At 69.2% G+C, this 22,081-nt stretch carries 22 protein-coding genes and 1 pseudogene; 10 read left to right on the forward strand and 13 right to left on the reverse strand.

The genetic code is table 11. The features are described 5' to 3' along the window. Positions 1-181: 181 nt before the first annotated feature. Genes BM199_RS11035 through BM199_RS11050 form a run of 4 tightly spaced genes read right to left on the reverse strand, consistent with a single transcriptional unit; the run spans position 182 to position 4,016 of the window. The gene (locus tag BM199_RS11035) at positions 182-1,360 is read right to left on the reverse strand and encodes a THUMP-like domain-containing protein (protein WP_091672591.1); all 1,179 of its coding nucleotides are present in this window, start codon (positions 1,358-1,360) and stop codon (positions 182-184) included. A gap of 4 nt (positions 1,361-1,364) precedes the next feature. Beyond that, positions 1,365-2,342, reverse strand: a complete 978-nt coding sequence (locus BM199_RS11040) for a class I SAM-dependent methyltransferase (RefSeq protein WP_091672592.1) — start codon at positions 2,340-2,342, stop codon at positions 1,365-1,367. Positions 2,343-2,349: 7 nt separating this feature from the next. Next, entirely contained in the window at positions 2,350-3,129 is a 780-nt protein-coding gene (locus tag BM199_RS11045) for an enoyl-CoA hydratase/isomerase family protein (protein ID WP_091672727.1), read from the reverse strand. Positions 3,130-3,185: 56 nt separating this feature from the next. Next, entirely contained in the window at positions 3,186-4,016 is an 831-nt protein-coding gene (locus tag BM199_RS11050; protein WP_177242571.1) for an ABC transporter ATP-binding protein, read from the reverse strand. A gap of 254 nt (positions 4,017-4,270) precedes the next feature. On the opposite strand from BM199_RS11050, the pseudogene BM199_RS34500 reads away from it, so the two are divergent. After that, positions 4,271-4,459 (forward strand): annotated as a pseudogene (locus tag BM199_RS34500) (rhodanese-like domain-containing protein); the annotation flags it as partial. A 51-nt stretch (positions 4,460-4,510) separates the two neighbouring features. Here the strand turns inward: BM199_RS34500 and BM199_RS11055 are convergent. After that, positions 4,511-5,035, reverse strand: a complete 525-nt coding sequence (locus BM199_RS11055; RefSeq protein ID WP_245788295.1) for a DUF4396 domain-containing protein — start codon at positions 5,033-5,035, stop codon at positions 4,511-4,513. Positions 5,036-5,126: 91 nt separating this feature from the next. Between BM199_RS11055 and BM199_RS11060 the strand changes: the two genes are divergently transcribed. Beyond that, entirely contained in the window at positions 5,127-5,570 is a 444-nt protein-coding gene (locus BM199_RS11060) for a BlaI/MecI/CopY family transcriptional regulator (protein WP_091672596.1), read from the forward strand. After that, positions 5,567-6,523, forward strand: a complete 957-nt coding sequence (locus BM199_RS11065; protein ID WP_091672597.1) for a M56 family metallopeptidase — start codon at positions 5,567-5,569, stop codon at positions 6,521-6,523. The genes BM199_RS11060 and BM199_RS11065 overlap by 4 nt, the downstream gene beginning before the upstream one ends. Positions 6,524-6,705: 182 nt before the next feature. Here the strand turns inward: BM199_RS11065 and glgP are convergent, their stop codons facing one another. Beyond that, positions 6,706-9,270 carry an alpha-glucan family phosphorylase gene (glgP, locus tag BM199_RS11070; protein WP_091672599.1) on the reverse strand — a complete coding sequence of 855 codons (2,565 nt, stop codon included), beginning with the start codon at positions 9,268-9,270 and terminating at the stop codon, positions 6,706-6,708. Between the two features lie 137 nt (positions 9,271-9,407). Here glgP and BM199_RS11075 point away from each other — a divergent pair, with 137 nt between their 5' ends. Together BM199_RS11075 and BM199_RS11080 are read left to right on the forward strand one after the other, a co-directional pair. Continuing rightward, entirely contained in the window at positions 9,408-10,775 is a 1,368-nt protein-coding gene (locus BM199_RS11075; RefSeq protein WP_245788284.1) for a neutral zinc metallopeptidase, read from the forward strand. Between the two features lie 78 nt (positions 10,776-10,853). Next, a complete protein-coding gene (locus BM199_RS11080) occupies positions 10,854-12,305 on the forward strand; it encodes a neutral zinc metallopeptidase (protein ID WP_091672600.1) in 1,452 nt (483 codons plus the stop codon). A 218-nt stretch (positions 12,306-12,523) separates the two neighbouring features. Here BM199_RS11080 and BM199_RS11085 read toward each other — a convergent pair whose 3' ends face one another. The 6 genes from BM199_RS11085 to BM199_RS11110 form a co-directional block, all read right to left on the reverse strand. Beyond that, positions 12,524-13,453 (reverse strand): tetratricopeptide repeat protein, encoded by a 930-nt coding sequence (locus tag BM199_RS11085; protein ID WP_177242572.1) that lies wholly within the window; start codon positions 13,451-13,453, stop codon positions 12,524-12,526. 128 nt (positions 13,454-13,581) lie between these two features. Beyond that, entirely contained in the window at positions 13,582-13,881 is a 300-nt protein-coding gene (locus BM199_RS11090; protein WP_091672604.1) for a thiamine-binding protein, read from the reverse strand. A gap of 32 nt (positions 13,882-13,913) precedes the next feature. After that, positions 13,914-14,798: a WXG100 family type VII secretion target gene (locus BM199_RS11095; protein ID WP_091672606.1), complete on the reverse strand. Its 885-nt coding sequence runs from the start codon at positions 14,796-14,798 to the stop codon at positions 13,914-13,916. Further along, positions 14,798-15,148: a type VII secretion target gene (locus tag BM199_RS11100; RefSeq protein WP_091672608.1), complete on the reverse strand. Its 351-nt coding sequence runs from the start codon at positions 15,146-15,148 to the stop codon at positions 14,798-14,800. The genes BM199_RS11095 and BM199_RS11100 overlap by 1 nt, the downstream gene beginning before the upstream one ends. 2 nt (positions 15,149-15,150) lie before the next feature. Then, a complete protein-coding gene (locus tag BM199_RS11105; protein WP_091672610.1) occupies positions 15,151-15,717 on the reverse strand; it encodes a YbaB/EbfC family nucleoid-associated protein in 567 nt (188 codons plus the stop codon). A gap of 42 nt (positions 15,718-15,759) precedes the next feature. After that, positions 15,760-16,617: a hypothetical protein gene (locus BM199_RS11110; protein ID WP_143101815.1), complete on the reverse strand. Its 858-nt coding sequence runs from the start codon at positions 16,615-16,617 to the stop codon at positions 15,760-15,762. Between the two features lie 137 nt (positions 16,618-16,754). Between BM199_RS11110 and BM199_RS11115 the strand changes: the two genes are divergently transcribed. Next, entirely contained in the window at positions 16,755-17,255 is a 501-nt protein-coding gene (locus tag BM199_RS11115) for a MarR family winged helix-turn-helix transcriptional regulator (protein WP_091672614.1), read from the forward strand. Positions 17,256-17,344: 89 nt separating this feature from the next. Here the strand turns inward: BM199_RS11115 and BM199_RS11120 are convergent, their stop codons facing one another. Beyond that, a complete protein-coding gene (locus tag BM199_RS11120) occupies positions 17,345-17,713 on the reverse strand; it encodes a DUF3817 domain-containing protein (RefSeq protein WP_091672616.1) in 369 nt (122 codons plus the stop codon). Positions 17,714-18,199: 486 nt separating this feature from the next. Here BM199_RS11120 and BM199_RS11125 point away from each other — a divergent pair, with 486 nt between their 5' ends. Genes BM199_RS11125 through BM199_RS11140 form a run of 4 tightly spaced genes read left to right on the forward strand, consistent with a single transcriptional unit; the run spans position 18,200 to position 22,039 of the window. Beyond that, a complete protein-coding gene (locus BM199_RS11125; RefSeq protein ID WP_091672618.1) occupies positions 18,200-19,186 on the forward strand; it encodes a LacI family DNA-binding transcriptional regulator in 987 nt (328 codons plus the stop codon). After that, the gene (locus tag BM199_RS11130; RefSeq protein ID WP_091672619.1) at positions 19,183-20,226 is read left to right on the forward strand and encodes a class I mannose-6-phosphate isomerase; all 1,044 of its coding nucleotides are present in this window, start codon (positions 19,183-19,185) and stop codon (positions 20,224-20,226) included. Before BM199_RS11125 ends, BM199_RS11130 begins: the two co-directional genes overlap by 4 nt. Beyond that, on the forward strand, positions 20,223-21,002 hold the full coding sequence (locus BM199_RS11135) for an ATP-binding cassette domain-containing protein (protein WP_091672621.1): 780 nt from the start codon (positions 20,223-20,225) through the stop codon (positions 21,000-21,002). The genes BM199_RS11130 and BM199_RS11135 overlap by 4 nt, the downstream gene beginning before the upstream one ends. After that, the gene (locus tag BM199_RS11140; RefSeq protein WP_245788285.1) at positions 20,999-22,039 is read left to right on the forward strand and encodes an ABC transporter permease; all 1,041 of its coding nucleotides are present in this window, start codon (positions 20,999-21,001) and stop codon (positions 22,037-22,039) included. Before BM199_RS11135 ends, BM199_RS11140 begins: the two co-directional genes overlap by 4 nt. Positions 22,040-22,081 lie beyond the last annotated feature (42 nt).

Raw genomic sequence — 22,081 nt, forward strand, 5'->3', positions numbered from 1 at the left:
CAAGTACACCCAAGCAAGATCATGGGCGCAGTTTTCCGTCGCCGAGCAGGGGTTCTGACACCTCTCACTACGGGTTAGCCATCCCGCTTCCGAGCTGCACTGGGATGCGGAAACAGCTAAGTGGATCTTGCTTGGGGGTACTTGCAGGCGCACCAACCTGGGCGCGTGGGTGCGGGGCGGCTCAGGCCGGGATGCGCTCCGCTCGGCAGAGGAACGCTCGGGGAGAGCGGCCGATCCGGGTCAGCACGACGCTGGCTTCGGACCTGCCGCTCGGCTTCAGACGTTTGCGCAACGCGTTCGGGTCGATGTCCAGCCCGCGGACGAGGATCTCCACCCGGCCGACGTCGAACCGGCGCAGGGTCGCCCGCAGGCTCTTCTCGCTGTACGGGCCGTCGTCGAGCACCCGGAAGGCCCGCACACCGGGCGGCGGGGCATCGCCGGTGAGGTAGGCGATCCGCTCGTCGAGCTGCCACAGGCCGTGCCGAGCTCCGTAGTGCCGGACCAGGCCCGCACGGACGACCGCACCGTCGGGATCGACGATCCACTCACCTGGCTCGCCGACACCGGTGTCATCCGGTTCCCGGTCCGTCACCGTCCACTGTGTTCCGTCCGAACGCAGGACGGTCGCCCTTCGCGCGGTTGTGGCCAGGCCCGGACCGAACAGGCAGGCTTCGCGCACCTGGCCGTCGAGCGACACCAGCTCCACCTCTCCCGCCCACGGGGCGACGGCCGGGTCGATGCCGGGTGCGCACTTCACCACCAGGTCCCGGCCCGGATAGGCGTCGGCCAGTTCGTCCAGTGGTGGGGCGAAATCGCCGGGACGCCAGGTCCGCCTGCCGGCGGAGTCGCGGCGCGCGGGATCGGCGACAACGACGGTGCCCCTCGACGTCGGGCGCAGGGCGTCCGCCAGCGTGAGCACGGGCGCGACCACCGCCTCAGCGCAGTTGTGCCTGGCCATCGACAGTCGCACCGGGTCCAGATCCGACCCGATGCACCGGTTGGCGACGGCGGCCAGCTCGACAAGATCTGCCCCGATCGAACAGGTGACGTCGTGCACATCCCGGCCGGCGAGCCGGCCTGCCCTGTGGGCGGCGACGGCGGTCGCACTCGCCTGCTGCAACGCCTCCCCGGTGAACAACCATGCCCCGGACGCCGCCAGCTTGGTCTCCGCCTTCCGGCGCAGCATCACCGTCTCCAGCACCGCGGCGGCATGCTCAGGGCCGCAGATCCGCCGTGCCGCCGCGACGTCGCCGATGCGGCTGTCCGCGGTCAGCGGCAGATCGGCGCACGCCGCAAGGGCGTCCTCGCCGCCGCTCGAGCGCAGAAAGGCGATGTCCGCCGCGGAGAAGGCATAGGCCAATTAGCTACAACTCCGTCGCCGCAGGCGGCTTCACACCGGTGATCATGACGTTGTAGAACAGCTGCCTCGGCACCACCTTCGACAGCAACTTCTTGTCCAAAGCAGACAGTTGCAGCCAGAGCTTGTACGCGAACAGGCGCCAGCGCAGGGTGAGTTTCTCCTGCGGCACCGCGGCCTCGAACGTCCGGATCGGCCAACCCGCCAGCGCCGCCGCGAACTCCTCGGTGACGGCACGGACATCGATGGCCCCCGCGCCGAGTGCCGTGCGCTCGAGGTCGGCCGGATCAAAGGTGTGCAGGTCGACCACGGCTTCCAGTGCCGCCGCCCTGGAGGACTCGTCCAGCTCCTCCTGCGGCCTGCGCCACGCGCTCAACGCGGGCAGCCTGGTCACCTTCGTGGTGAGCCACCAGGTCAGCTGCCCGAGCTTTCGCGCATAGGTGTCACCGATCTTGGTCGGCTCGCCGCAGAACACAAAGCGGCCGCCGGGCTTGAGCACGCGCAGCACCTCACGCAGCGCTGCCCGCACGTCCGGAATGTGGTGCAGCACGGCATGCCCGATAACCAGATCGAAGCTGTTGTCCGGGTACGGGATGCGCTCCGCGTCGGCCACCCTGCCGTCCACGTCGAGACCGAGCTTCTCGGCGTTGCGCAACGCCACCTGCACCATTCCCGGCGAGAGGTCGGTGACGGACCCGCGCTTGATCAGCCCGCCCTGCATGAGATTGAGCAGGAAGAATCCGGTGCCGCTGCCAAGTTCCATCGCCGTGGGGTAGGGCTGGTCCTGCTCCCCGGCCACCGCGGTGAAGACGTCCGTCGCGTAGGTGATGCAGCGCTCGTCGTACGAGATCGACCACTTCTCGTCGTACGTGCCCGCTTCCCAGTCGTGGTAGAGCACGTTGGCCAGCTTGGGATCGCCGAAGGCCGCCTGCACCTGCTCCGCGGTCGCGTGCGGGTTGGGGACCGGGTCCGTCACGTCCGTCATGCCCGTGTCACCTGCCTTCGAAAGTGGCCTTGCCGGGGCCGTTCTCGATGAACGACTGCATCCCGTTCCGCTGGTCCTCGGTTGCCCACAGTGCGACGAACAGGTTCGTCTCCAGCTTGAGACCGTTGCGCAGGTCCATGTCGAGCCCGCCGTCGATCGCCGCCTTGGCCGCCTTGAGAGCAACCGCGGGACCGCCCGCGAACTGCGCGGCCCACTTGTGCGCGGCGGCGTAGACGTCGTCCGGGGCCACTACCTCGTCGACAAGACCGATGGCGAGCGCCTCATCGGCCTTGACGAACCGTCCGGTGTAGACGAGGTCCTTCGCCTTGCTCGGACCGATCAGCCGGGCCAGTCGCTGCGTGCCGCCGGCCCCGGGGATGATGCCGAGCTGAATCTCCGGCTGGCCCACCTTGACGTTGTCGCCCACGACCCTGCGGTCCGCGGTGAGCGCGAGTTCGAGCCCGCCGCCCAGCGCGTAGCCGGTGATCGCGGCTACCGTCGGCTTCGGAATCTCGGCGAGCGCCGTGAGCGAGTTGGAGAGGTCGGCGCCGAACGAGGACATCTCGACGTAGGACCGCGCGGCCATCTCCTTGATGTCGGCGCCCCCCGCGAAGGTCTTCTCACCGCCGTAGAGGATCACGGCGCGCACGTCGTCACGCTCGCTCGCCTCCCGCGCGACAGCGGCGAGCTCGCGCTGCACCTGGTCGTTCAGGGCGTTGACCGGCGGACGCTCCAACCGGATCGTGCCCACACCGGCCTCGACCTCGAGACGTACGAACTCGCCCACGCCCATCCTCCTCATACTCGTGGTATCCGTGCAGGCTACCGGTCAGTAAATGCAGGCTACCGGCGCCGGGCGAAGAAGCGATCACCCGAGCGCTGCAACATCAGGTCCTGCCCGAAGGTTGCGGAGAGATTCTCGCTGGTCAGCACGTCGTCGATGAGTCCGGAGGCGACGGTGCGGCCGTCGCCGAGCAGCAGCGCGTGGGTGAAGCCGGGCGGAATCTCCTCCACGTGGTGGGTGACCAACACCATCGCGGGCGCGTCCGGGTCCATCGCGAACGTGGACAACCGGGCGACGAGGTCTTCCCTGCCGCCCAGGTCGAGCCCCGCGGCCGGCTCGTCGAGCAACAGCATCTCCGGGTCGGTCATCAACGACCTGGCGATCAGGGTGCGCTTGCGCTCGCCCTCGGACAGGGTGCCGAAGGTCCGGGTGGCCAGGTGCTTGATCCCAAGGGCGGCCAGCAACTCGTCGGCGCGCTCGGTGTCGAGCGACTCGTACGCCTCGCGCCACCGCCCGAGCACGGCGTAACCCGCGCTGATGACGACGTCCCGCACGGTCTCGTCACCCGGGACCCGATTCGCGAGTGCGGCGGATGTGAAGCCGATCCGCGGTCGCAACTCGAAGACGTCCACCCGCCCCAGCCGCTCGCCGAGGACATGCACCGTGCCCGACGTCGGATGCAGTTCCGCGGCCGCGAGCCGGAGCAGAGTGGTCTTGCCCGCGCCGTTGGGCCCGAGCACCACCCAGCGTTCGTCGAGCTCCACCGACCAGTCGAGGTCGGCGAGCAATGTGTTGCCCCCGCGTCGCACGCCGACGCCGGCCATCCGCACCACGAGGTCGTCAAGATCAGCAAGGTCACTGTGCTGGGTCGGCTCGCTCACGACCCCCATTGTCACCGACCCGGGCGACAGCCATCACGACGACCCCTCCCCCGCTTCCACCTGCTGGGAAACGTGGGGGCGGGGCGACCGTGGCCACCGCCTTCGGCGCCCCGCTGACGGCGCTGCTGCGCTTCGACCCCGCAGGCACGGCACCGGATCCCGCGGTGGGGTTCGGGATAGGCAGGGCCTGCTGATGGGTGGCATCGAGGAGCGCTCGTCACCGCCCGCGCGCGGCTGGTCAGGGCCACACCGGCGCAGGCCGCATGCTGCGGCAGGCAGGAGCGCTGCTGGTGGACATCCGGCCGGTCGCGAACCGGGTCGCGGAGGGCACGATCCCCGGCTCGGTCCCGGTCGAGCGCATCCATCCGGAGTGGCGCCTGGATCCGGCGTGCGAGCACCGCATTCCGCTGATCCGCGCGGACAACAAAGTGGTCATCTTCTGCAACGAGAGTTACTCGTCGAGCCTGGCCACCGCCATGCACGACGCGGCGCCGGGCTGCCGGTCAGTGGTGGTAAGCGTGCGCGACGGCGTGCCCGCGGCCCTTTCCGATCAACCACTTGTTGACTGGAACCGTCACGACGAACGCGACGAGGAAGGCGAAGGCCAACGCACCCCAGAACAACACGCTGGCCAGACCGGCGGACATCGCACCGGGAACGACGACCATCACGCCGTTGTCGACGATCTCCATGACCGTGATCGAGATCGTGTCCGCGGCGAGCGCCACCTTGAGGGCCTGCCTGAACCCGACGCCTGCCCGCATTACTCCGCGCATGCTCAGCGCATAGCCGAAGAAGAACGCGAGCGCGATCGCGAGCGCGATGGTGGCGACCGGATGCAGTCCGAGCCAGGTGCCGATGACCATGCCGAGCACTTCGCCGATCGCGCAGCCGGTGAGGCAGTGCAGGGTGGCCGAGGCGGCGCTTCCCCAGGTCGCGCTGTGCGCACCGCCGTGCTCGGCGTGTCCCGAGGCACGGTGCTCGTGCTGTCCATCGTGGTGGTCGTGATGCTCGTGCTGGTGCTGCACAGACACAGTCGTGCGCCTTTCTGCCGAACTCGGTTGATTCCGCTGCCGCGCGGGGGCCTTCGCGTCAGAACATTATACGGGTAGGGGGTATATGACAAGCACGCTGATCACCCCGCGGATCGCGGGGCGGCCCGCGCGACCCAGTACATTGAAACCTCGCGAGGAGGTGACCGCCGTGCGGCTTGGTGCACTGGAAGCTTCGGTGATGGACGTGCTGTGGCGTGCCGCCGAACCACTGCGGGTGCGGCAGGTGCTCGAGGAGCTGAACCAGCGGCGCAATCTCGCCTACACCACCATCCTGACCGTTCTGGACAACCTGCATCGCAAGGAGCTGGTGGTCCGTGAGCTGGACGGACGCGCCTACGCCTACCGCGCCGCCAGCAGTCGCGAAGAGGCGGCGGCGCTCGCCCTGCGCGAGGTGCTCGACTCGACGGGCGACCCCGAGTCGGTCCTGCTGCATTTCGCCAGGTCGGTTTCCGCCGAGGAGTCGGAAGTCCTGCGCAAGGCGTTGCGCGGCCGGCCGGGAAGGCGATGATCCTCGCAACCGCACTGCTGCTGGGCGGGGTCGTGATCGGCTGGTGGGGGCCCAGAGCCCTGCACAGCCTCAGCGGTGTGGTCGATCCGGCGATCGTCATCGTGTGCTGGCTCGCGGCGATGGTGGGCACCGGCGTCACCGTGCTGGCCGGCGGCCTGCTGCTCGTGCTGCCGGGACACGGTCCCGCGGGCACGATCACGCAGGCCATGCACCACTGCTGGGCGGCACTGGGCCACAGCCACCTGCCCCAACTCGACCCGGCGGTCGCCGCGCTCAGCCTCGCTGTCGCGGCGGTGGTGCTGGTGCGCATGGCCGCGTCCACGGCCAGAACCGCCCGCAGGCAGGACGCGGTTCGCCGACCCCATCTGGAGGCACTGCGCATCCTGCGGCCGTCGCGCGACGGTGTCGCCCCGATGCTCTGGATCGAGCACGACAGACCGATGGCCTACAGCCTCGGTGGTCGCGACGCCCTCATCGTGGCCACTCGCAGCCTCGCTGACCGGCTGTCCCCCGACGAACTGCGGGCCGTCCTCGCCCACGAACACGCGCACCTGCACGGGCGCCATCACCAAGTGATCGCGATCGCCGAAACCGTGGCGAAGGCCCTGGGATTCGTCCCCCTGATGCGGCTGGCGCCGGGCGTGCTCCGACTACAGGTCGAGCTGGCCGCCGATCGTGCGGCGGTTCGGGAGTGCGGGCGGGGCGCCGTGCGCTCCGCCCTGCTCACCCTGACCGCGCAGTCCACTCTCCCCGGCGCACTCGCCATGGCTGGTGGAGAGACCGCTGCCCGACTACGCCATCTCGAGAGAACCGACACATGGCCCCGAGCCGTACGTCACTTCGTCACCGGTGTCGCCGCCGTGCTGGCCGTCGCCCTGCCGACGCTGACGGCATTCGCACTGCTGGGCGCGCTCAGCGTCCTCGTCTGCCCCCTGTTGCCGAGCGCCGGGTAGGGCCCCTGGGGGTCAGGCCCTACCCGGCATTCGACACGAAGGCCGGAGCCGAGGGGGGAGGCGGCTCACGGACTTCGGCAGCAGCGGTGCGAACCGTGGGCTCGCGTCACTACTAGGGTCGATAGTACAAGATTCTACCTTCGTGGCGGAGAACCGCCGCGCGAAAGTTCCCGCGACCCTCCTCATGGGAGGATCACCTTGCCGAGTTCCGCCGGACTGGCCAGCAGATCGTGTCGGGGCAGGACCCGCACCGTGTAACCGAGGGCACCGGCGTGCGGCAGGCGCAGCGTGGTGCTGAACTCGCCGATTCCGGTGTGGGACATCGGCACGGTCACCGGATGCAACAGGTCGTCGGTGTCCCCGACCTTGCCCACCACCGCCTGGACGTGCACATCGGCCGGGTCGAGGCCGGCGAGATCCACATTCGCCCGCACCCTGATCTCCTTCCCCACGACGAACGCCGCATGGTCCTCCGCGACCTCCGTCTGCAGTTCGGTGTCGAGGATCCGCACCCGCCCCCACGACATCCCCAGCCTTGCCCGATATCCGGCGAGCGAACGGGCACCCGCGTAGTCACCGCCGATCGCGGCGGCGGCCATGGTCGCGGCCGGGCGGTAGTAGGACTCGACGTACTCCCGCACCATCCGCGAGGCCTGCACCCTCGGCCCCAGCGTGCGCAGCGTGTGCCACACCATCGACAACCAGCCCGCAGGCACCCCCGCCGCGTCCCGGTCGTAGAACAGCGGCGCGATCTGCTGGCCCAGCAGTTCGTACAGCGCGGCCGCTTCGAGGTCGTCCCGCCGCAGCGGATCGGTGACCCCGTCCGCCGTCGGAATGGCCCAGCCGTTGCTGCCGTCGTAGCACTCGTCCCACCAGCCGTCGCGGATGGAGAGGTTCAGTCCGCCGTTGAGCGCCGACTTCATCCCGGACGTGCCGCAGGCCTCCAGCGGCCGGGTCGGATTGTTGAGCCAGACGTCACAGCCACGGTAGAGGTATCGGGCCATCGACATGTCGTAGTCGGGCAGAAAGACGATGCGGTGGCGCACAGCGGGATCGTCGACGAAACGGACGATCTGCTGGATCAGGGCCTTCCCGCCCTCGTCGGCGGGATGCGACTTCCCGGCGACGACCACCTGGATGGGGCGCTGCTCGTCCAGCAGCAGCGCCCGCAGCCGCTCGGGGTCGCGCAGCATCAGTGTGAGCCGCTTGTACGTCGGCACGCGCCGGGCGAAGCCGACCGTGAGCACGTCCGGGTCGAACACCGAGTCGGTCCAGCCGAGTTCCAGCGCGGAGGCGCCCCGCTGCAGCCACGAGGCCCGCAACCGCCTGCGTACCTCGGCCACCAGCTTACCGCGCAGATCCCGGCGCAGGTCCCACAACTGCTCGTCGCTGACCGCGCTGGCCGTGCCGGAATCGCCGTCGTGCCCCCATTCCTCGTCATTGCCACCCAGCAGCGCCGTCATCTCGCGCGCGACCCAGGTCGGCCCGTGCACCCCGTTGGTAACCGACGAGATCGGCACCTCGTTCTCGTCGAAGCCCGTCCACAGCCGCGCGAACATCCGCCGCGACACCCTGCCGTGCAGGGCCGAGACCCCGTTCGCGCGCTGGGCAAGGCGCAACCCCATATGTGCCATGTTGAACATCCCGGGGTTGTCCTCCGCGCCGAGGGCGAGCACCCGCCGCACCTCGATGCCCGGCAGCAACCTGCCCTCACCGAAGTAGTGCTGCACCAGGTCGACGGGAAACCGGTCGATACCGGCGGGCACGGGTGTGTGCGTGGTGAACACGGTCCCCGCTCGCACGGCCGACAACGCCTCCTCGAATTCGAGACGTTCACCGCCGAGGATCTCACGCGCCCGCTCGAGCCCGAGGAAGCCCGCGTGGCCCTCGTTGGTGTGAAAGACCTCCGGCTGCGGATGCCCGGTCAGCTCACAGTAGCGGCGGACCGCCCGCACCCCGCCGATGCCGGCCAGGATCTCCTGCCGGATGCGGTGGTCGGCGTCCCCGCCGTACAACCGGTCGGTGACCCTGCGCAGGTCCTCGTCGTTGGCTTCGACATCGGTGTCGAGCAGCAGCAACGGGATCCGGCCGACCCTGGCCATCCAGATCTGCGCCCGCAGGTCCCGCCCGCCGGGCATCTCCACCTGGACCAGCACGGGCTCCCCGCTGGGCTCGGCGAGCAGTTCCAGCGGCAACCCACTGGGATCGATCACCGGGTAGTGCTCCACCTGCCAGCCGTCCAGCGAGAGTGCCTGGCGAAAGTATCCCGCCCGGTAGAGCGGGCCGACACCGATCAGCGGGGCGCCGAGATCGGAGGCGGCCTTCAGGTGGTCCGCCGCGAGTACCCCCAGCCCGCCGGAGTAGTTCGGCAACGCCTCGGTGACCCCGAACTCCATCGAGAAGTAGGCGACGGCAGCAGGAAGCCTGCTGCCGTCGCCGTCGACCGCGGAGGCGCGACGCTGGTACCAGCGCGGCTCGGTGAGATAACGCTGCAGGTCCTCGGTCGCGGCCCTGGTGCGCTGCAGGAAGTCCGCGTCATCCGCGAGCTCCTCGAGCCGGGCGGGGTCGACGGTGGTCAGCATCCGCAACGGGTCCTTGAGGCTGCGGAACAGGTCGTCGTCGATGGAGGCGAACAGGTCCCGGGTCGGCGGATGCCACGTCCAGCGTAGGTTGGTGGCCAGCGCGCCCAGTCCCGACAACGACTCCGGCAGACTGGGATGCACGGTGAACCGGCGAACTGCTCTCATGGTCGCGACCCTAGCCCGCACGGCAACCCACTGCGGTCGGCCCCGCACCCACAGTGTGAGCCGGGCACGCGGACACCGTGGCGCCCCTCGCGCAGAATGGGACCGTGACACACCGCGCGGCAATAAGGCTGGTACCGGTGCTCGCCCTGCTTGCCCTGCTGGGCAACGGGTGCGCCGCTGTCGGCGGCACGGCTCACCCCAGCTCGACGATTGTCGCCGACACGGTCGAGCGGAACACGGCCTCCCTTGTGGACCCGGGGTTCGTGCGGGGCAGCGATGGCGGGGAGATCGACCGGCTGGCGGCGACGGTGCTCACCGACGTGCAGGACTACTGGCGTCAGCGGTATCCCGAGATCTTCGGCGATCAGTGGCAGGAACTGGACGGCGGCTTCCACTCGTCCGATACCGCCGATGCCGGTGCGACGGCTCCACCCTGCACCGAGGACGCGGCGGTCATCGCGGGCAACGCCTACTACTGCCCCAGTGAGGACGTCATCGTGTGGGACAGGGCGGCGCTGCTGCCGGTACTGACCGAACGCTACGGCGCGGGCGCGGTCATGCTGGTGCTGGCGCACGAGATCGGCCACGCCGTCCAGCAGCGGGCGGGCATCGCCCGGGGCCAGGCGGACACGGGCGGGCTCTACCCGACGATCGTCACCGAGGCAATGGCCGACTGCTACGCGGGCGCCTTCCTCCGCTGGGTCGTCGACGGCGAGGCCACGCACCTCCGGCTCGAGCCACGCGACCTCGACCCCGCGCTGCGCGCGCTGATCACCTTCCGCGACCCGGTGGGGACCGGCACGCACGAGCAGGGAGCACACGGCGATGCCTTCGACCGGGTCTCGGCGTTTCAAGACGGCTACGCCGAAGGAGCACAACCGTGCTCGGAGATGACGGCACGCAACCGGGAGTTCACGCAGCGGGAGTTCACCAGCATGGCGGATCTGGAGCGCGGCGGGAACCTGCCGCTGCCGGACCTGGTGAACGCGATGTCCGCGGATCTCGGCCCCTACTTCACCGGACTCGTCGAAGGGGCGGGCGGTCAGTGGACGCCACCGCCCCTGGACACGGTCGACAGCGAGCCCAGCTGTTCCGGCGCGGCGCAGGGAGCCGCCGCCTACTGCCCCGACGCGCGGGCGGTGCGGGTGTGGGCGGACGCCACGGTGCGCGAGGTGCACACCTCGATCGGCGACTACGGCACCGGAACCCTGCTCGCCTCCAGGTACGCGCTGGCCGCACTCCATGCCACAGGGCGGCCGGTCGAGGGAGCGAAGGCCCAGCGGGCGGTGCTGTGTCTCACCGGCGCATACACCGGCTCGTTGCTGCGCCCGGAGCGGGATTTCACCGTGTCGCCGGGAGATCTCGACGAGGCCGTGCAGGTGCTGCTCGGCTACGAATATCCGGCCAGGGACGTCGCGGGCGCGGCCATCGGCTCCGGCTACGAACGCGTGGCGGCGTTCCGCGATGGCGTCACCGACGGCCCCGGTAGCTGCGGCCTCGGGTGATCCGGGGACGGCACGTCATCCCCCTGGGTAAGGTGCCTGCGACCGGGGTGGCGCGAACAGGACGGGGAACGGGCGAGCATGAACTATCGACGGCGGCACGGGGGACGGACGGCGTTGATCGCGATGCTGGCCGTCGCCGCGCTCGGCGGCACCGCCGCATGCGACAGTGCGGAGAGGGCCGGGCAACCGCGCACCGTCGGGGACGTGGCCGGCCTGCCGGTCACCCATTTCGAAAGCGGACTCAAACCCGACGCCCCAGATCCGGGCCTCGACGTCCGGGGGGTCACGAAGTCCGAAGAGGACACGATCGCGACCGCGGCGATCGCCGATGTCAGCGCCTACTGGTCCGAGCACCTTCCCTCGGTGTTCGGGCAGCAGTTCGAACCGGTGAAGTCACTGCTGTCCTACGACCCCGACGGCAAGGCCGTCGAGGTGTGCGGGGCATCGACCCGCGACGCGATGATGAACGCCTTCTACTGTCCGCCCGAGGACCTGGTGGCCTGGGACAGGGGGCAGTTGCTGCCGCTGCTGCGCGAACGCTTCGGCCCGATGGCCATCGTGACGGTGCTCGGCCACGAGTACGGCCACGCCGTCCAGTACCGGCTCGGGGACAAGGCCGGAATCGACAAGCGGACCACGACGATCGTGAAGGAGCAGCAGGCGGACTGCTTCACCGGCGGCTACTTCCGCTGGATGGCCGAGGACCGCAGCCAGTACTTCAGCGTGTCCACTTCCGAGGGGCTCAACCAGGTTCTCGCCTCGATGTTCTTCATCCGCGACCAGGCCGGGCAGTCGGCGCGGGATCCGGGCGCGCACGGTACCGCGTTCGACCGTACGTTCGCGTTCCAGCTCGGCTTCGAGGACGGGCCCGCGGCCTGCGCGAAGATCGACCAGGCGGACGTGGACTCGCGGATCACCGAACTGCCGTTCCACTCCGGGGACAAGGGTGAGGGTGACACCCGGATCGACGCGAAAGCGATCGGCCATCTGCAGCAGAGCCTGGACCAGGCCTTCTCGGAGGCGGGGGTGCAGGCGCCGAAGATCGCCGATGACGGCGGCAGCTGCCCGAACGGGCCGAGCACACCACCGGCGTCGTACTGCGCGGACAGCAACACGGTGAGCATCGACCTTGCCGCACTGGCCGAACTCGGGCAGCCGGTGGACCGCGAGGCGGAGTTCCGCGGCAGGGAGACGACCGGCATCGGCGACTTCGCGGCATTCGCCGAGATCGCCTCGCGGTACGCGCAGGGCATCCAGCACGGGGTCGGCGCGGAGCTGGACAACGTCAACGCGGGCCTGCGTACCGCCTGTCTGGTCGGAGCCTGGGCCGGAGCGACGAACACCGAAGGCAACATGCTCCGGCTCTCGCCGGGCGACCTCGACGAGGCGATCGCCGAACTGCTGCAGCCCAAGAGCCTCATCGCGGCGGATGTCAACGGCATCCCGGTCGCGAGCGGGTTCGCCCGCGTCGCGGCACTGCGTACCGGCTACCTGGAGGGTTCCGGCCCCTGCAGCACGAACTACGCCTGAGAGAGCGTCTGAGAACCGGAAGTTGCGTGGTCACGGTGATCCGTGGAACTCGGCCGACGAAGTCCCGCTATCGAGGCGGCAGGGCGCCAACCAGCAGAACCGGACAGTCCCTGGGACTCAGCGCCCTGGCGACTCGATCGCGGCCCCGAGTTCACAGACAGGTCCTGAAGTCAGTGCCCTGGCACCGTACAGGTGCCAGGGCACTGGTCAGTTCGTACTCAGAACAGCGCGCTGGCGAGGTCCCTGCGGGCCTTCAGCACACGCTCGTCGGCGGGGTCGAACAGGTCGAAGAGGCCGACCAGGTGCTCGCGCACACGGTTGCGGTCCTCTCCCGACGTCCGGCGCACCGCGGCGATCAGCCGGGCGAAGGCGTCCTCGACCCGCTGCTGCGCGACCTCGACGTCGGCGGCGGCGAGCTGCGCGTCCAGGTCGTCCGGCGCCGCCTCCGCGCGGGGGACGGCCGAAGGATCCACCTTGCTGGCCCGTGCGGCGAACTTGACCTGCACCAGCGCGGCCTTGGCCTGCTCGTTGGCCGGTTCGGCGTCCAGGATGCGCTCGTAGGCGGCCTCGGCCGCGGCGAAGTCCCCGCGCTCCAGCGCGTCCTCCGCCTCGGTGAACCGAGGGTCCTCCTGCTCCTCGCCCGCATCCGCCACGCCGGCCTGTTCCGCGGCACTGATGCCGGGCAGCTTGTCGCGCAGCGCGTCGAGCAGGGAGTTGAGCCACTGCCGGATCTGCGGCTCCGGCAGTGCGCCGGAGAACGCGTCCACCGGCTGCCCACCCGCGATCGCCACGATCGTCGGGATGGACTGGACACCGAACAGCTGCGAGATGCGCGGGTTCGCGTCGACGTCGATCTTCGCGAGCACCCAGGCACCGTTCGCCTCGCCTGCGAGCTTCTCCAGCAACGGGCTGAGCTGCTTACACGGCCCGCACCACTCGGCCCACAGATCGACGACGACGAGTGTCTCCATCGACCGCTCGACGACCTCCGCCTGGAAGGTGGCCTCGCTGACGTCGATCACCGCGGCGCCGCCGCCCGAAGCCGGGGCGCCGGAGCCCGCGGGGGCGCCCGCCGGTTGCTGCCGGGCCGCGTCCGCGCGGGCCTTGAGACCGGACAGATCGACCGCGCCGGACAGCGCGGCGGACATGGCTGCTGACTGTGCTGATCCGCGTGGGTGTGTCACGACTCCATCCTGGCACGAGTCGGTCGCGGCTTCACCGCAGGTCGGGACATACCCGTGTGCTGTTCAAAAGTCGGGTTGTTCACCCCCGGCAGTCAGCCGAGGCGCTTCTCGACCCGTTCGACCTTGGCTTCGAGTTGTCCCTCGTCATAGCCGGGACGAATGTCGGCCTTGAGCACCAGCCCGACCCGCGACGCTCCCTCGCCCGCGGCCTCGACCGCCCGCTTCACGACGTCCATCACCTCGTCCCAGGAGCCCTCGACGTTGGTGAACATCGCGTTGGTCGAGTTGGGCAACCCGGACTCGCGGACCACGCGCACCGCCCGCGAAACGGCCTCACTGACTCCGCCGTCCGGTTCCCCGCCGGACGGGCTGACGCTGAATGCGACGATCATGGGCGATTCCTCCGATCAGCTGCTGCTGTCCTTCACCACGAACCTCCGCCCGCTCCTGCGGGAGCCGTCTGCTTTCCCTCCTCCAGCGCGTTCAGCGCGCGGATGAAACCGTCGAGCAGGTCGCGCAGCACCACCAGCAGATCCAGCGCGCTGAACAGCGCCTTGCCGAGGGACTTGAGCAGCAGACCCACCTTGGTCACCACGCGGGCGATCGCCGAGGTCGCCTGCGCCACCACCAACGGGGCCGCCGTTCCCAGCGAGGCCAACAGCTCGATGGTCCAGCTGATCAGGGACCCGGCGATGCTCGCGATCAGGTCGCGCACCGCCGTGCGGACACCGTTGACGACCTCGGCCATGCTGGTCGTCAGGGAGGCGATGCCGTGGGCCACGCCCGCGGTGCCGCCGTAGAGTCCCGCCAGCGCCTCGGCCTTCTTGCGGTAGGCGTCGCCTGCCTCGCCCGTCCAGGTCACGGTCCCGCGCGGCGCCTCGGCCTGCAGCTCCGACCCGACGGCCGTCATCTCCTCCTCGATGTTGGTCCAGGACTGCGCGTACGCCTTGACCATGTCGGGGTTGCCGGCCAGCTCGTTGAGCGCCTCCCGTGCGGGCTCGATGTGCTCGAGCATCCAGGAGATCACCTGGCCCGCGACGTAGCCGAGCGGATCGGTCACGGCTCCCGCGACGTCGAGGCCGCCCGCGACGAGGCCGCTGACCGCGACCATCCAGTTCCCGCTGTCGATGCCGTCGGCGATCGCCCAGCCTGCCTCGAACGCGGTGACCCCGGTCATGAACCCGGTGCCGGACTCCGGGTCGGGAGCGCCCATGTTCGTGAACGGGTCGCCGTCCTCGCGGTCCTCGGCGTAGTAGTTGTCGGGGTCGGTGTTCGGCTCGACCAGCGGCTCGTCGGTTCCGGCGGTCATCAGGCCTCCACCGTCGGCACGCAGGCGCCCGCATCGGTGACCGAGCGCTCCAGCTGCACCATCAGCTCCTCGATCCGTTCTTCGAGCTGCTCGTAGGCATCAGCCGCCGCGGTGAGGCCCTCAGCGAGGCTTCCGGTGACGTCAGCGGTCTTGGTCAACGCTTCCGTGCCACGGCTCTGGGGCTCGTTGAGCATCGCGCCGAAAGGCTGGCAGAGCACGCCGTACGCGTCGTCGAGACCACTCAGGTGGGTACCTGCGGCGGCTGCCTTCGCCGCCCTGTCCTGGAAACCCCGTACCGTTTCCGCGTGTGCGCGGACCCGCTCCGGTTCGACCTCGTATCCCTCGCTCACCGTCAGAACTCCCCTCGACGCAGGATCGACTGGCCACCCCAGTCGTCGTCATCGTCAGAACGTGGACGCGAGGCGGGACGCTGTGGTTCCGACCGCGGGGACTCCGGCGGCTGCTGCTGGTCGGGGCGCCGCGATTCGCGGTTCTCCACTTCGAGGTTGCCGATCGCCATCTCCGTCGGCCCCTCGTCGGCTCCCGGCTCCTGCTGGTCCGGGAAGCGTTCCGCGTACTGACCGATGATGTTGTTGCCCGGCCCGTCGTCGCCCACGGTCTCGTGCACGAGACCGCTGACCTCCTCGCGCAGCTTGGCCTGCGCACGCCGCATGGTCGCCATGACCTGGGCCGCCACCGCGGGCGGGTCCATCCCCCGCGTCCGCTCCCCGAGGCTGAGCGCGGTGGGCACCCCGTTCGCGTCGACGGTGATCGTCACCTCGCCGCCCTTCGAGGTCTCCGTCACGCTCGTGGCGTTGAGCCGCTCGTGCAACTGGGTGTAGCGCTGCGCCTTTCGCTGCAGGCCCTCGGCCCACTGCTCGAGTTTCTCGCCTGCCTCCGCTGGGTTCGGACTCACCATGACCGCTGCTACCTCCGGGTGTGCGCCGCGTTTCAGGGCACCCTAGCGAGCCGGCCCTCCCCGCCACGCCGCAATCCGCCGATTCAGCAGGTCGGCGAACAGGCCCGCGTCGGCAATGGGGAGCATGCACTCCCCCGCGTCTGTACTCAGGATCACCGCCGGTCCCGGCGAGGTGTACATCGTGGACCCGTCGGAGAGCCGTAACCACGGGATGTGCTGTGTCGCGGGTGGCAGCGCCGACACCCGGACCGCCCGCACGTGCTCGAAGGTGAACTGCCCCTCCGCGGTCGGGCCGCCACGGCCCTTGTGCCGCCGTGCCGACCACTCGACCCGATCCCGTGCCACGCGCGCCGAGCCGGAGAGCAGGCCGTCGCCGATGTTCGGCAGGCGGGCCCGGAAGGCCACGGTGAACGGCGTCGCGGCGAGTTCCGGGCAGACCGGGACGAGCAACACCCTGCTCGCCCGGTAGGCGAAAACACAACCGAGAACGAGCAGGGCCCACTGCGCGAGGAAGGCGACCGTAGCGGCCGCGGAGGCGCCGCCCGACCCGGCGTTCACGGCCATCCCGACCGCCGGGATACCGCCGATGAGCAGTTGGCAACCCGCGGTGAGGAACGCGGCCTTGAGCCAGCGGTGCGGTTCGAGTGTCAACGTGGACAACCGGGCCGCCAGCACCAGCGCGGGCAGCGCCGACCCTAACAGGGGCAGCACCAACCACCAGGCGAACTCGTGGGCCGCGGCCACGGCGACCAGCAGCGCACTGGACAGCAGGATCAGCAGCGGGACACCGGCCAGCGCCACCAACAGGTACGAACGCGCCCGCGCCCACCTCGGTTGCAGGACGTGCAGGATATGGCGGTCGACGACGCCGGGAATCAGGGAAGGAACACGCGCCGCCACGAGCGTCGACGTTAGCAGTGCGAGCGCGGCCCAACCGTACTTTTCCGCGAAAGTGCGCTGCTTCGGATGACCGTCGGGGACCGCGGAATCGACGCCCTTGCCCAGCTCAGGGGTACCCGCTGGTAACTTCGATTCCCATGAACCGTCCGCTGCCGTTCGACCCGATCGCCCGCGCGGCACAGCTGTGGGAAGACCGTATCGGCCCCTCCGACACCATGGCCGCGGTCACCGGGCTGATGCGCGTCCAGCAGATCATCCAGTCCGCAGTGGACAACGCGCTGAAGCCGCATGGGCTGACGTTCGCCCGCTACGAGGCGCTGGTGCTGCTCACCTTCGCGCGCAGCGCCAGCCTGCCGATGCGGGTGATGGGCGAGCGACTGCAGTTGCATCCCACGAGCGTCACCAACATCGTCGACCGGCTGGAGAAGGACGGGCTGGTCAAGCGCGTGCCGCATCCGACGGACCGGCGGACGACGCTGGTCGAGATCACCGACGACGGCCGGGCGCGCAGGGAAGCGGCGACGTCGGCCGTCACCGAGATCGACTTCGGCATGCGGGGTCTCACGTCGAAGCAGACAGCTCAGCTGATCGACCTGTTGACCCGGATCCGCAAGGCCACCGGCGACTTCGGCGAGTAGCCAGGCTCGCACTTTCCCGGGAAAGTGCGGTACTTGCGCGTGCACGTATCGCACTTTCCCGGGAAAGTGCGAGTAACCGGGAGTCGCGCTCAGACGCCGGCGGGTTCCGCGGACTTCGACACGAACAGGCCGGTGCCGCCGTACACGCTGCGCTGGGGGCCGTCGAGCCTGCCCGAGCGCAGGGCCCACTTCTCGAAGGCCCAGGTGACCAGCGGCGGAATGCTGGCGAGCAGCGCGAGCACCAGCGTCCTGGGACGCCAGGCCAGCGGCTTGAACACCGCGAGAGTCACCACGACGTAGAGCACGAAGACGATGCCGTGCACCATGCCGAGCACGGGCACCCCACCTTCGCCCTGCTCCAGGACGTACTTGAAGAACATCCCGATCAGCAGCCCTGCCCAGGAGAAGGCCTCGGCGACGGCGACGACCCGGAACAGAACTGCGGCCTTGGTGGACACACATCCTCCTCTGTACTTGCGCACAAAAATCGTCCGACCACGTGCTTTCGCCGATGGCGACCGTCTCGGACCACCATCGACGTCAACCACACTGTCGGACGTTGCGATTCCAGTGTGCAGCGTGATCGCCCTCACGGGAACATCGGGGCGCTGTGAGAGTTGGCACTTGCTACGACGCAGATCACGCCTGGCCCACGTCCCAGCCACCGTCCAACGCGGACTTCTCCGCAGGTGACTCCTGACAACCTTGTCGAAGCGGTTCGGCGAGCCCGACATTGTCTACACCAGAACGCGATGCGTCCAGCGCCTGACAAAATCCTGTCCGGTCGCAAACGAAGCTGATCTTGTTGGGCCATAACAGAACGGGCTCGATTCCGGTCGAGCGCGGTGTGACGCCATTGACATTTCACCCGATCGTGGTGTGCACTCTACCGCATTATGACAACGTTGTCGTCGCGTGGGCGGGGCGGATCCCGCCGAGCCACCATGAGTGATGTCGCCCGGCTGGCCGGGGTGAGCATCAAGACGGTCTCCCGTGTGGTCAACGATGAGCCCGCAGTGCACCCGGAGACCGCTGATCGTGTGATCGCGGCCATCGAGCAGCTCGGGTTCCGGCGCAACCTCGGGGCGCGCAATCTCCGCAGGGGCTCCAGTTCGGGGACCCTCGGACTGATCGTCGAGGACGTCGGCAACCCGTTCTACTCGGAGCTGAACCGGGCGGTGGAACGAGTGGCGACGTCCTACGGCAGGCAGGTGCTGACCGGATCGTCGGACGAGAACCGCGACCGTGAGCGTGAACTGGCACTGGAGTTCTGCGCTCGCAGGGTCGACGGGATGCTGATCGTGCCTGCCGGAATGCAGCACGGGTACCTCGTGCCCGAGATGCGCGCCGGTACCCCTGTGGTGTTCCTCGACCGGCCGGCGGGCGACATCGTGGCCGACACGGTGCTGGTCGACAACATCGGCGGCACCGTCGAGGCGGTAACCCACCTCGCCGCTCACGGCCACCGACGAGTCGCCTTCCTGGCCGACAGCCCGGACATCTTCACCGCCGCCGAGCGACTCCGTGGCTTCCGGGAAGGGTGCGCCCGCGCCGGGATCCCCTATGACGAGCGGCTGGTGATCATGCGGACGCCGACGGAGGAGAACGTCGGGGAGGCCGTCCGTCACCTGTTGGCCGGCCCTGCGGCGGCGACGGCCGTTGTCGCGGGCAACAACCGGGTGACGGTGCACCTGCTGCGCGCGCTGGCTCACGCCGGGACCCGCCCCGCGCTGGTGGGCTTCGACGACTTCGAACTGGCGGACCTACTGGATCCGCCGGTCACCGTCATCGCCCACAACGTGAGCGCACTCGGCGAAGCGGCGGCAGAACTGCTCTTCGCGCGTTTGCACGGCGACCAGTCCACCCCGAGAAAGGTAGTTCTTCCTGTGCGACTCGTCCCCCGCGGATCCGGCGAGGTGCCCCCGGCATGAACCATCCGCTCGAGCCGGTCCGGCTTCCGGCGAACCAGCCGCCGCAGTTCTATCGAGGTGGCGGCGCGATCGCCGCACTGCGCGGCGCCGACGGCAGTAATGGCGAGTTCGGCCCCGAGGACTGGGTCGCCTCCACGACCACCATGTTCGGCAGCCCGCAGACCGGGCTCAGCACGCTGCCGGACGGACAGTGGCTGCGTGACGTGGTGCGCGACGACCCGCAGGGCTGGCTCGGAGCGGCACACGTGTCCGCCTTCTCTTCCTCGACGGGGCTGCTGGTCAAGCTGCTGGACGCGGGACAGCGGCTGCCCGTGCATTTCCATCCCTCGGACTCGTTCGCGCGCAGGCATTTCGACTCCCATTTCGGCAAGACCGAAGCGTGGATCGTGGTCGGCACCTCCGGCGAGGCGCCGACCGTCCACGCCGGTTTCCGGGAGACGACCAGCGCGCAGGTCGTGGACCAGTGGGTCAGGGAGCAGGACGCTCCCGCGATGCTCGACGCACTGAACAGCCTGCGGGTGCGCCCCGGCGACACCGTCTACATTCCGGCCGGACTGCCGCACGCGATCGGCGCCGGTGTGTTCGTCGTCGAACTGCAGCAACCGACGGACTTCTCCCTGACGATGGAATGGCGGGACTTTCTCGCCTCGCCGGACAAGGGGCACCTCGGGCTCGGTTTCGACACAGCTTTGCGAGCGCTGGACACCTCGGGGTGGGACGCCGAGCGGCTGGCCTCCATCGTCCGCCGGACCGGGACCGACCGAAGATCCACTGTGGATCTGCTCGCACCGCAGTCGGCGGAGTTCTTCCGGGCCGATCAGCTTCGGCCCGACCCCGTACTGACCCTGCGCCCGTCGTTCGCCGTACTCGTCGTGCTCGAAGGTAGCGGAACCCTGCGCTGGGACCACGGTGGCGAGGCCGCGGTCGCCAAGGGTGACACGCTCGTCGTTCCGTACGGGGCCGGTGAACTCGAACTGGCGGGTGCGCTGACCGCGATTCGTTGCAGGCCGCCGGAACCAGAGAAGAGGTCGAGGTCATGACCCAGAGCGACCCCTCGGTGCTGCTCGAGGCCGAGAACCTGGTGAAGCACTACGGCTCGGTCGAGGCCCTTCGCGGCGCTTCCTTCCAGGCTCGCGCCGGTGAGGTCACCGCGCTGATCGGGGACAACGGCGCCGGAAAGTCCACATTGATCAAATGCCTTTCCGGTGCGGAGCAGGCCGACAGCGGCCAGATCCTGCTGGACGGCAGCCCGGTCTCACTCGACACGCCGACCTCCGCCCGCGCACTCGGTATCGAGACCGTCTACCAGGACCTCGCCGTGGCACCCGAGCTCGACCCGGCGGCCAACCTGTTTCTCGGCAGGGAACTCCATCGCCCTGGCCTGCTGGGGAAGCTGGGAATGCTGGACAAGGCGGAGATGCGGCGCAGGGCGGTGCAGGAGTTCGAGCGGCTGGGAGTGACGCTGCAGAGCACCGACGTGCCGATCGGGTCGTTGTCCGGCGGCCAGCGCCAGAGCGTCGCCGTGGCCCGCTCGGTGGTCTGGGCGAGCAAGGTCGTCTTCATGGACGAGCCGACGGCCGCACTTGGCGTGCGGCAGCGGGAGCGCGTGCTCGATGTCATTCGCAGGGTCAGAGACGAGGGCATCGCCGTCGTACTGATCAGTCACAACATGCCGGAGGTGTTGTCCGTGGCCGACCGTGTCGAGGTACTCCGGCTCGGCAGGCGAATCGCCCGCTTCACCGCGGCCGAAGCCACGCTCGAGGACCTGGTCGGCGCGATGACCGGCGCCCTGCAGCAGGAAGGAGCCGAGCAGTGAGCCACACCCTCACACCGGTGGACGATCTGTCCGGCCTCGGAAAACGCACCCTGAGCGAGCGGCTCCGCACGAGCAACACCTTCTGGATCTTCTTGGTGCTGCTGGTGCTGCTCACCATGTTCAGCCTGCTGCGCCCCGAAACCTTCCCGACCTTCCAGAACGCGCAGTTGCTGCTGATCGAGACCTCCGTCCTGCTGGTGCTGGCGGTGGGGATGACGTTCGTGATCACCACGTCCGGTATCGACCTTTCGGTCGGCTCGGTGCTGATCTTCTCCGGAATGGTGGCCGCGAAGACGATGGAAGGGTTGAGCCCCGGTGGCGACGCGTCCGCGGCAGGCTGGGGAGTGATCACCGTCGGCCTTGTCGCAGGGGTACTCGCGGGCGCGGTGTGGGGCCTCGTCAACGGCCTCCTGGTGGCGATCGCCAAGATTCCCCCACTGATCGTCACGCTCGGCACCATGGGCGCGGCGCTCGGCGCCGCCAACCTGCTCAACAATGGTTCCGACATCAACACCGTGCCCACCGAACTGAATCAGACGCTGGGCTACGGCACCTCGCTCGGAATCGTGCCGAACATCGTGCTGGTCGCCGTGGTGATCACCGCGCTGGGCGCGTGGTTGCTGCACACCACGAGGTTCGGCCGCTACACGTACGCCATCGGCTCGAACCGGGAGGCGGCACGGCGCTCGGGCATCGGGGTCACCCGGCACCTCCTGCTGGTGTACCTGTTGACCGGATTCCTCGCCGGGATCGCGGGATTCATGTCGCTGGCCTACTACAACTCCACGACCATCGCGGCGCACACAATGGACAATCTCGACGCGATCTCCGCCGTGGTACTCGGCGGTACCAGCCTGTTCGGCGGGGTCGGTTCGATGATCGGCACCGTCATCGGCGTCTTCATTCCCGCCGTGCTGACCAAGGGCTTCAACATCGTCGGAATCCAGGACTTCTGGCAGCAGATCGCGCTGGGCGCCGTCCTGATCGCCGCGGTCTGGTTCGACCAGCAGCGCAGGCGGTCCCGCAACAGCCGCTGAGCCTTCATTTCTTCTTGGACAACGACGTCGACGAGAGATGGG

Origin of the sequence: Amycolatopsis marina, assembly GCF_900111885.1 — a bacterium.
GTDB lineage: Bacteria > Actinomycetota > Actinomycetes > Mycobacteriales > Pseudonocardiaceae > Amycolatopsis > Amycolatopsis marina.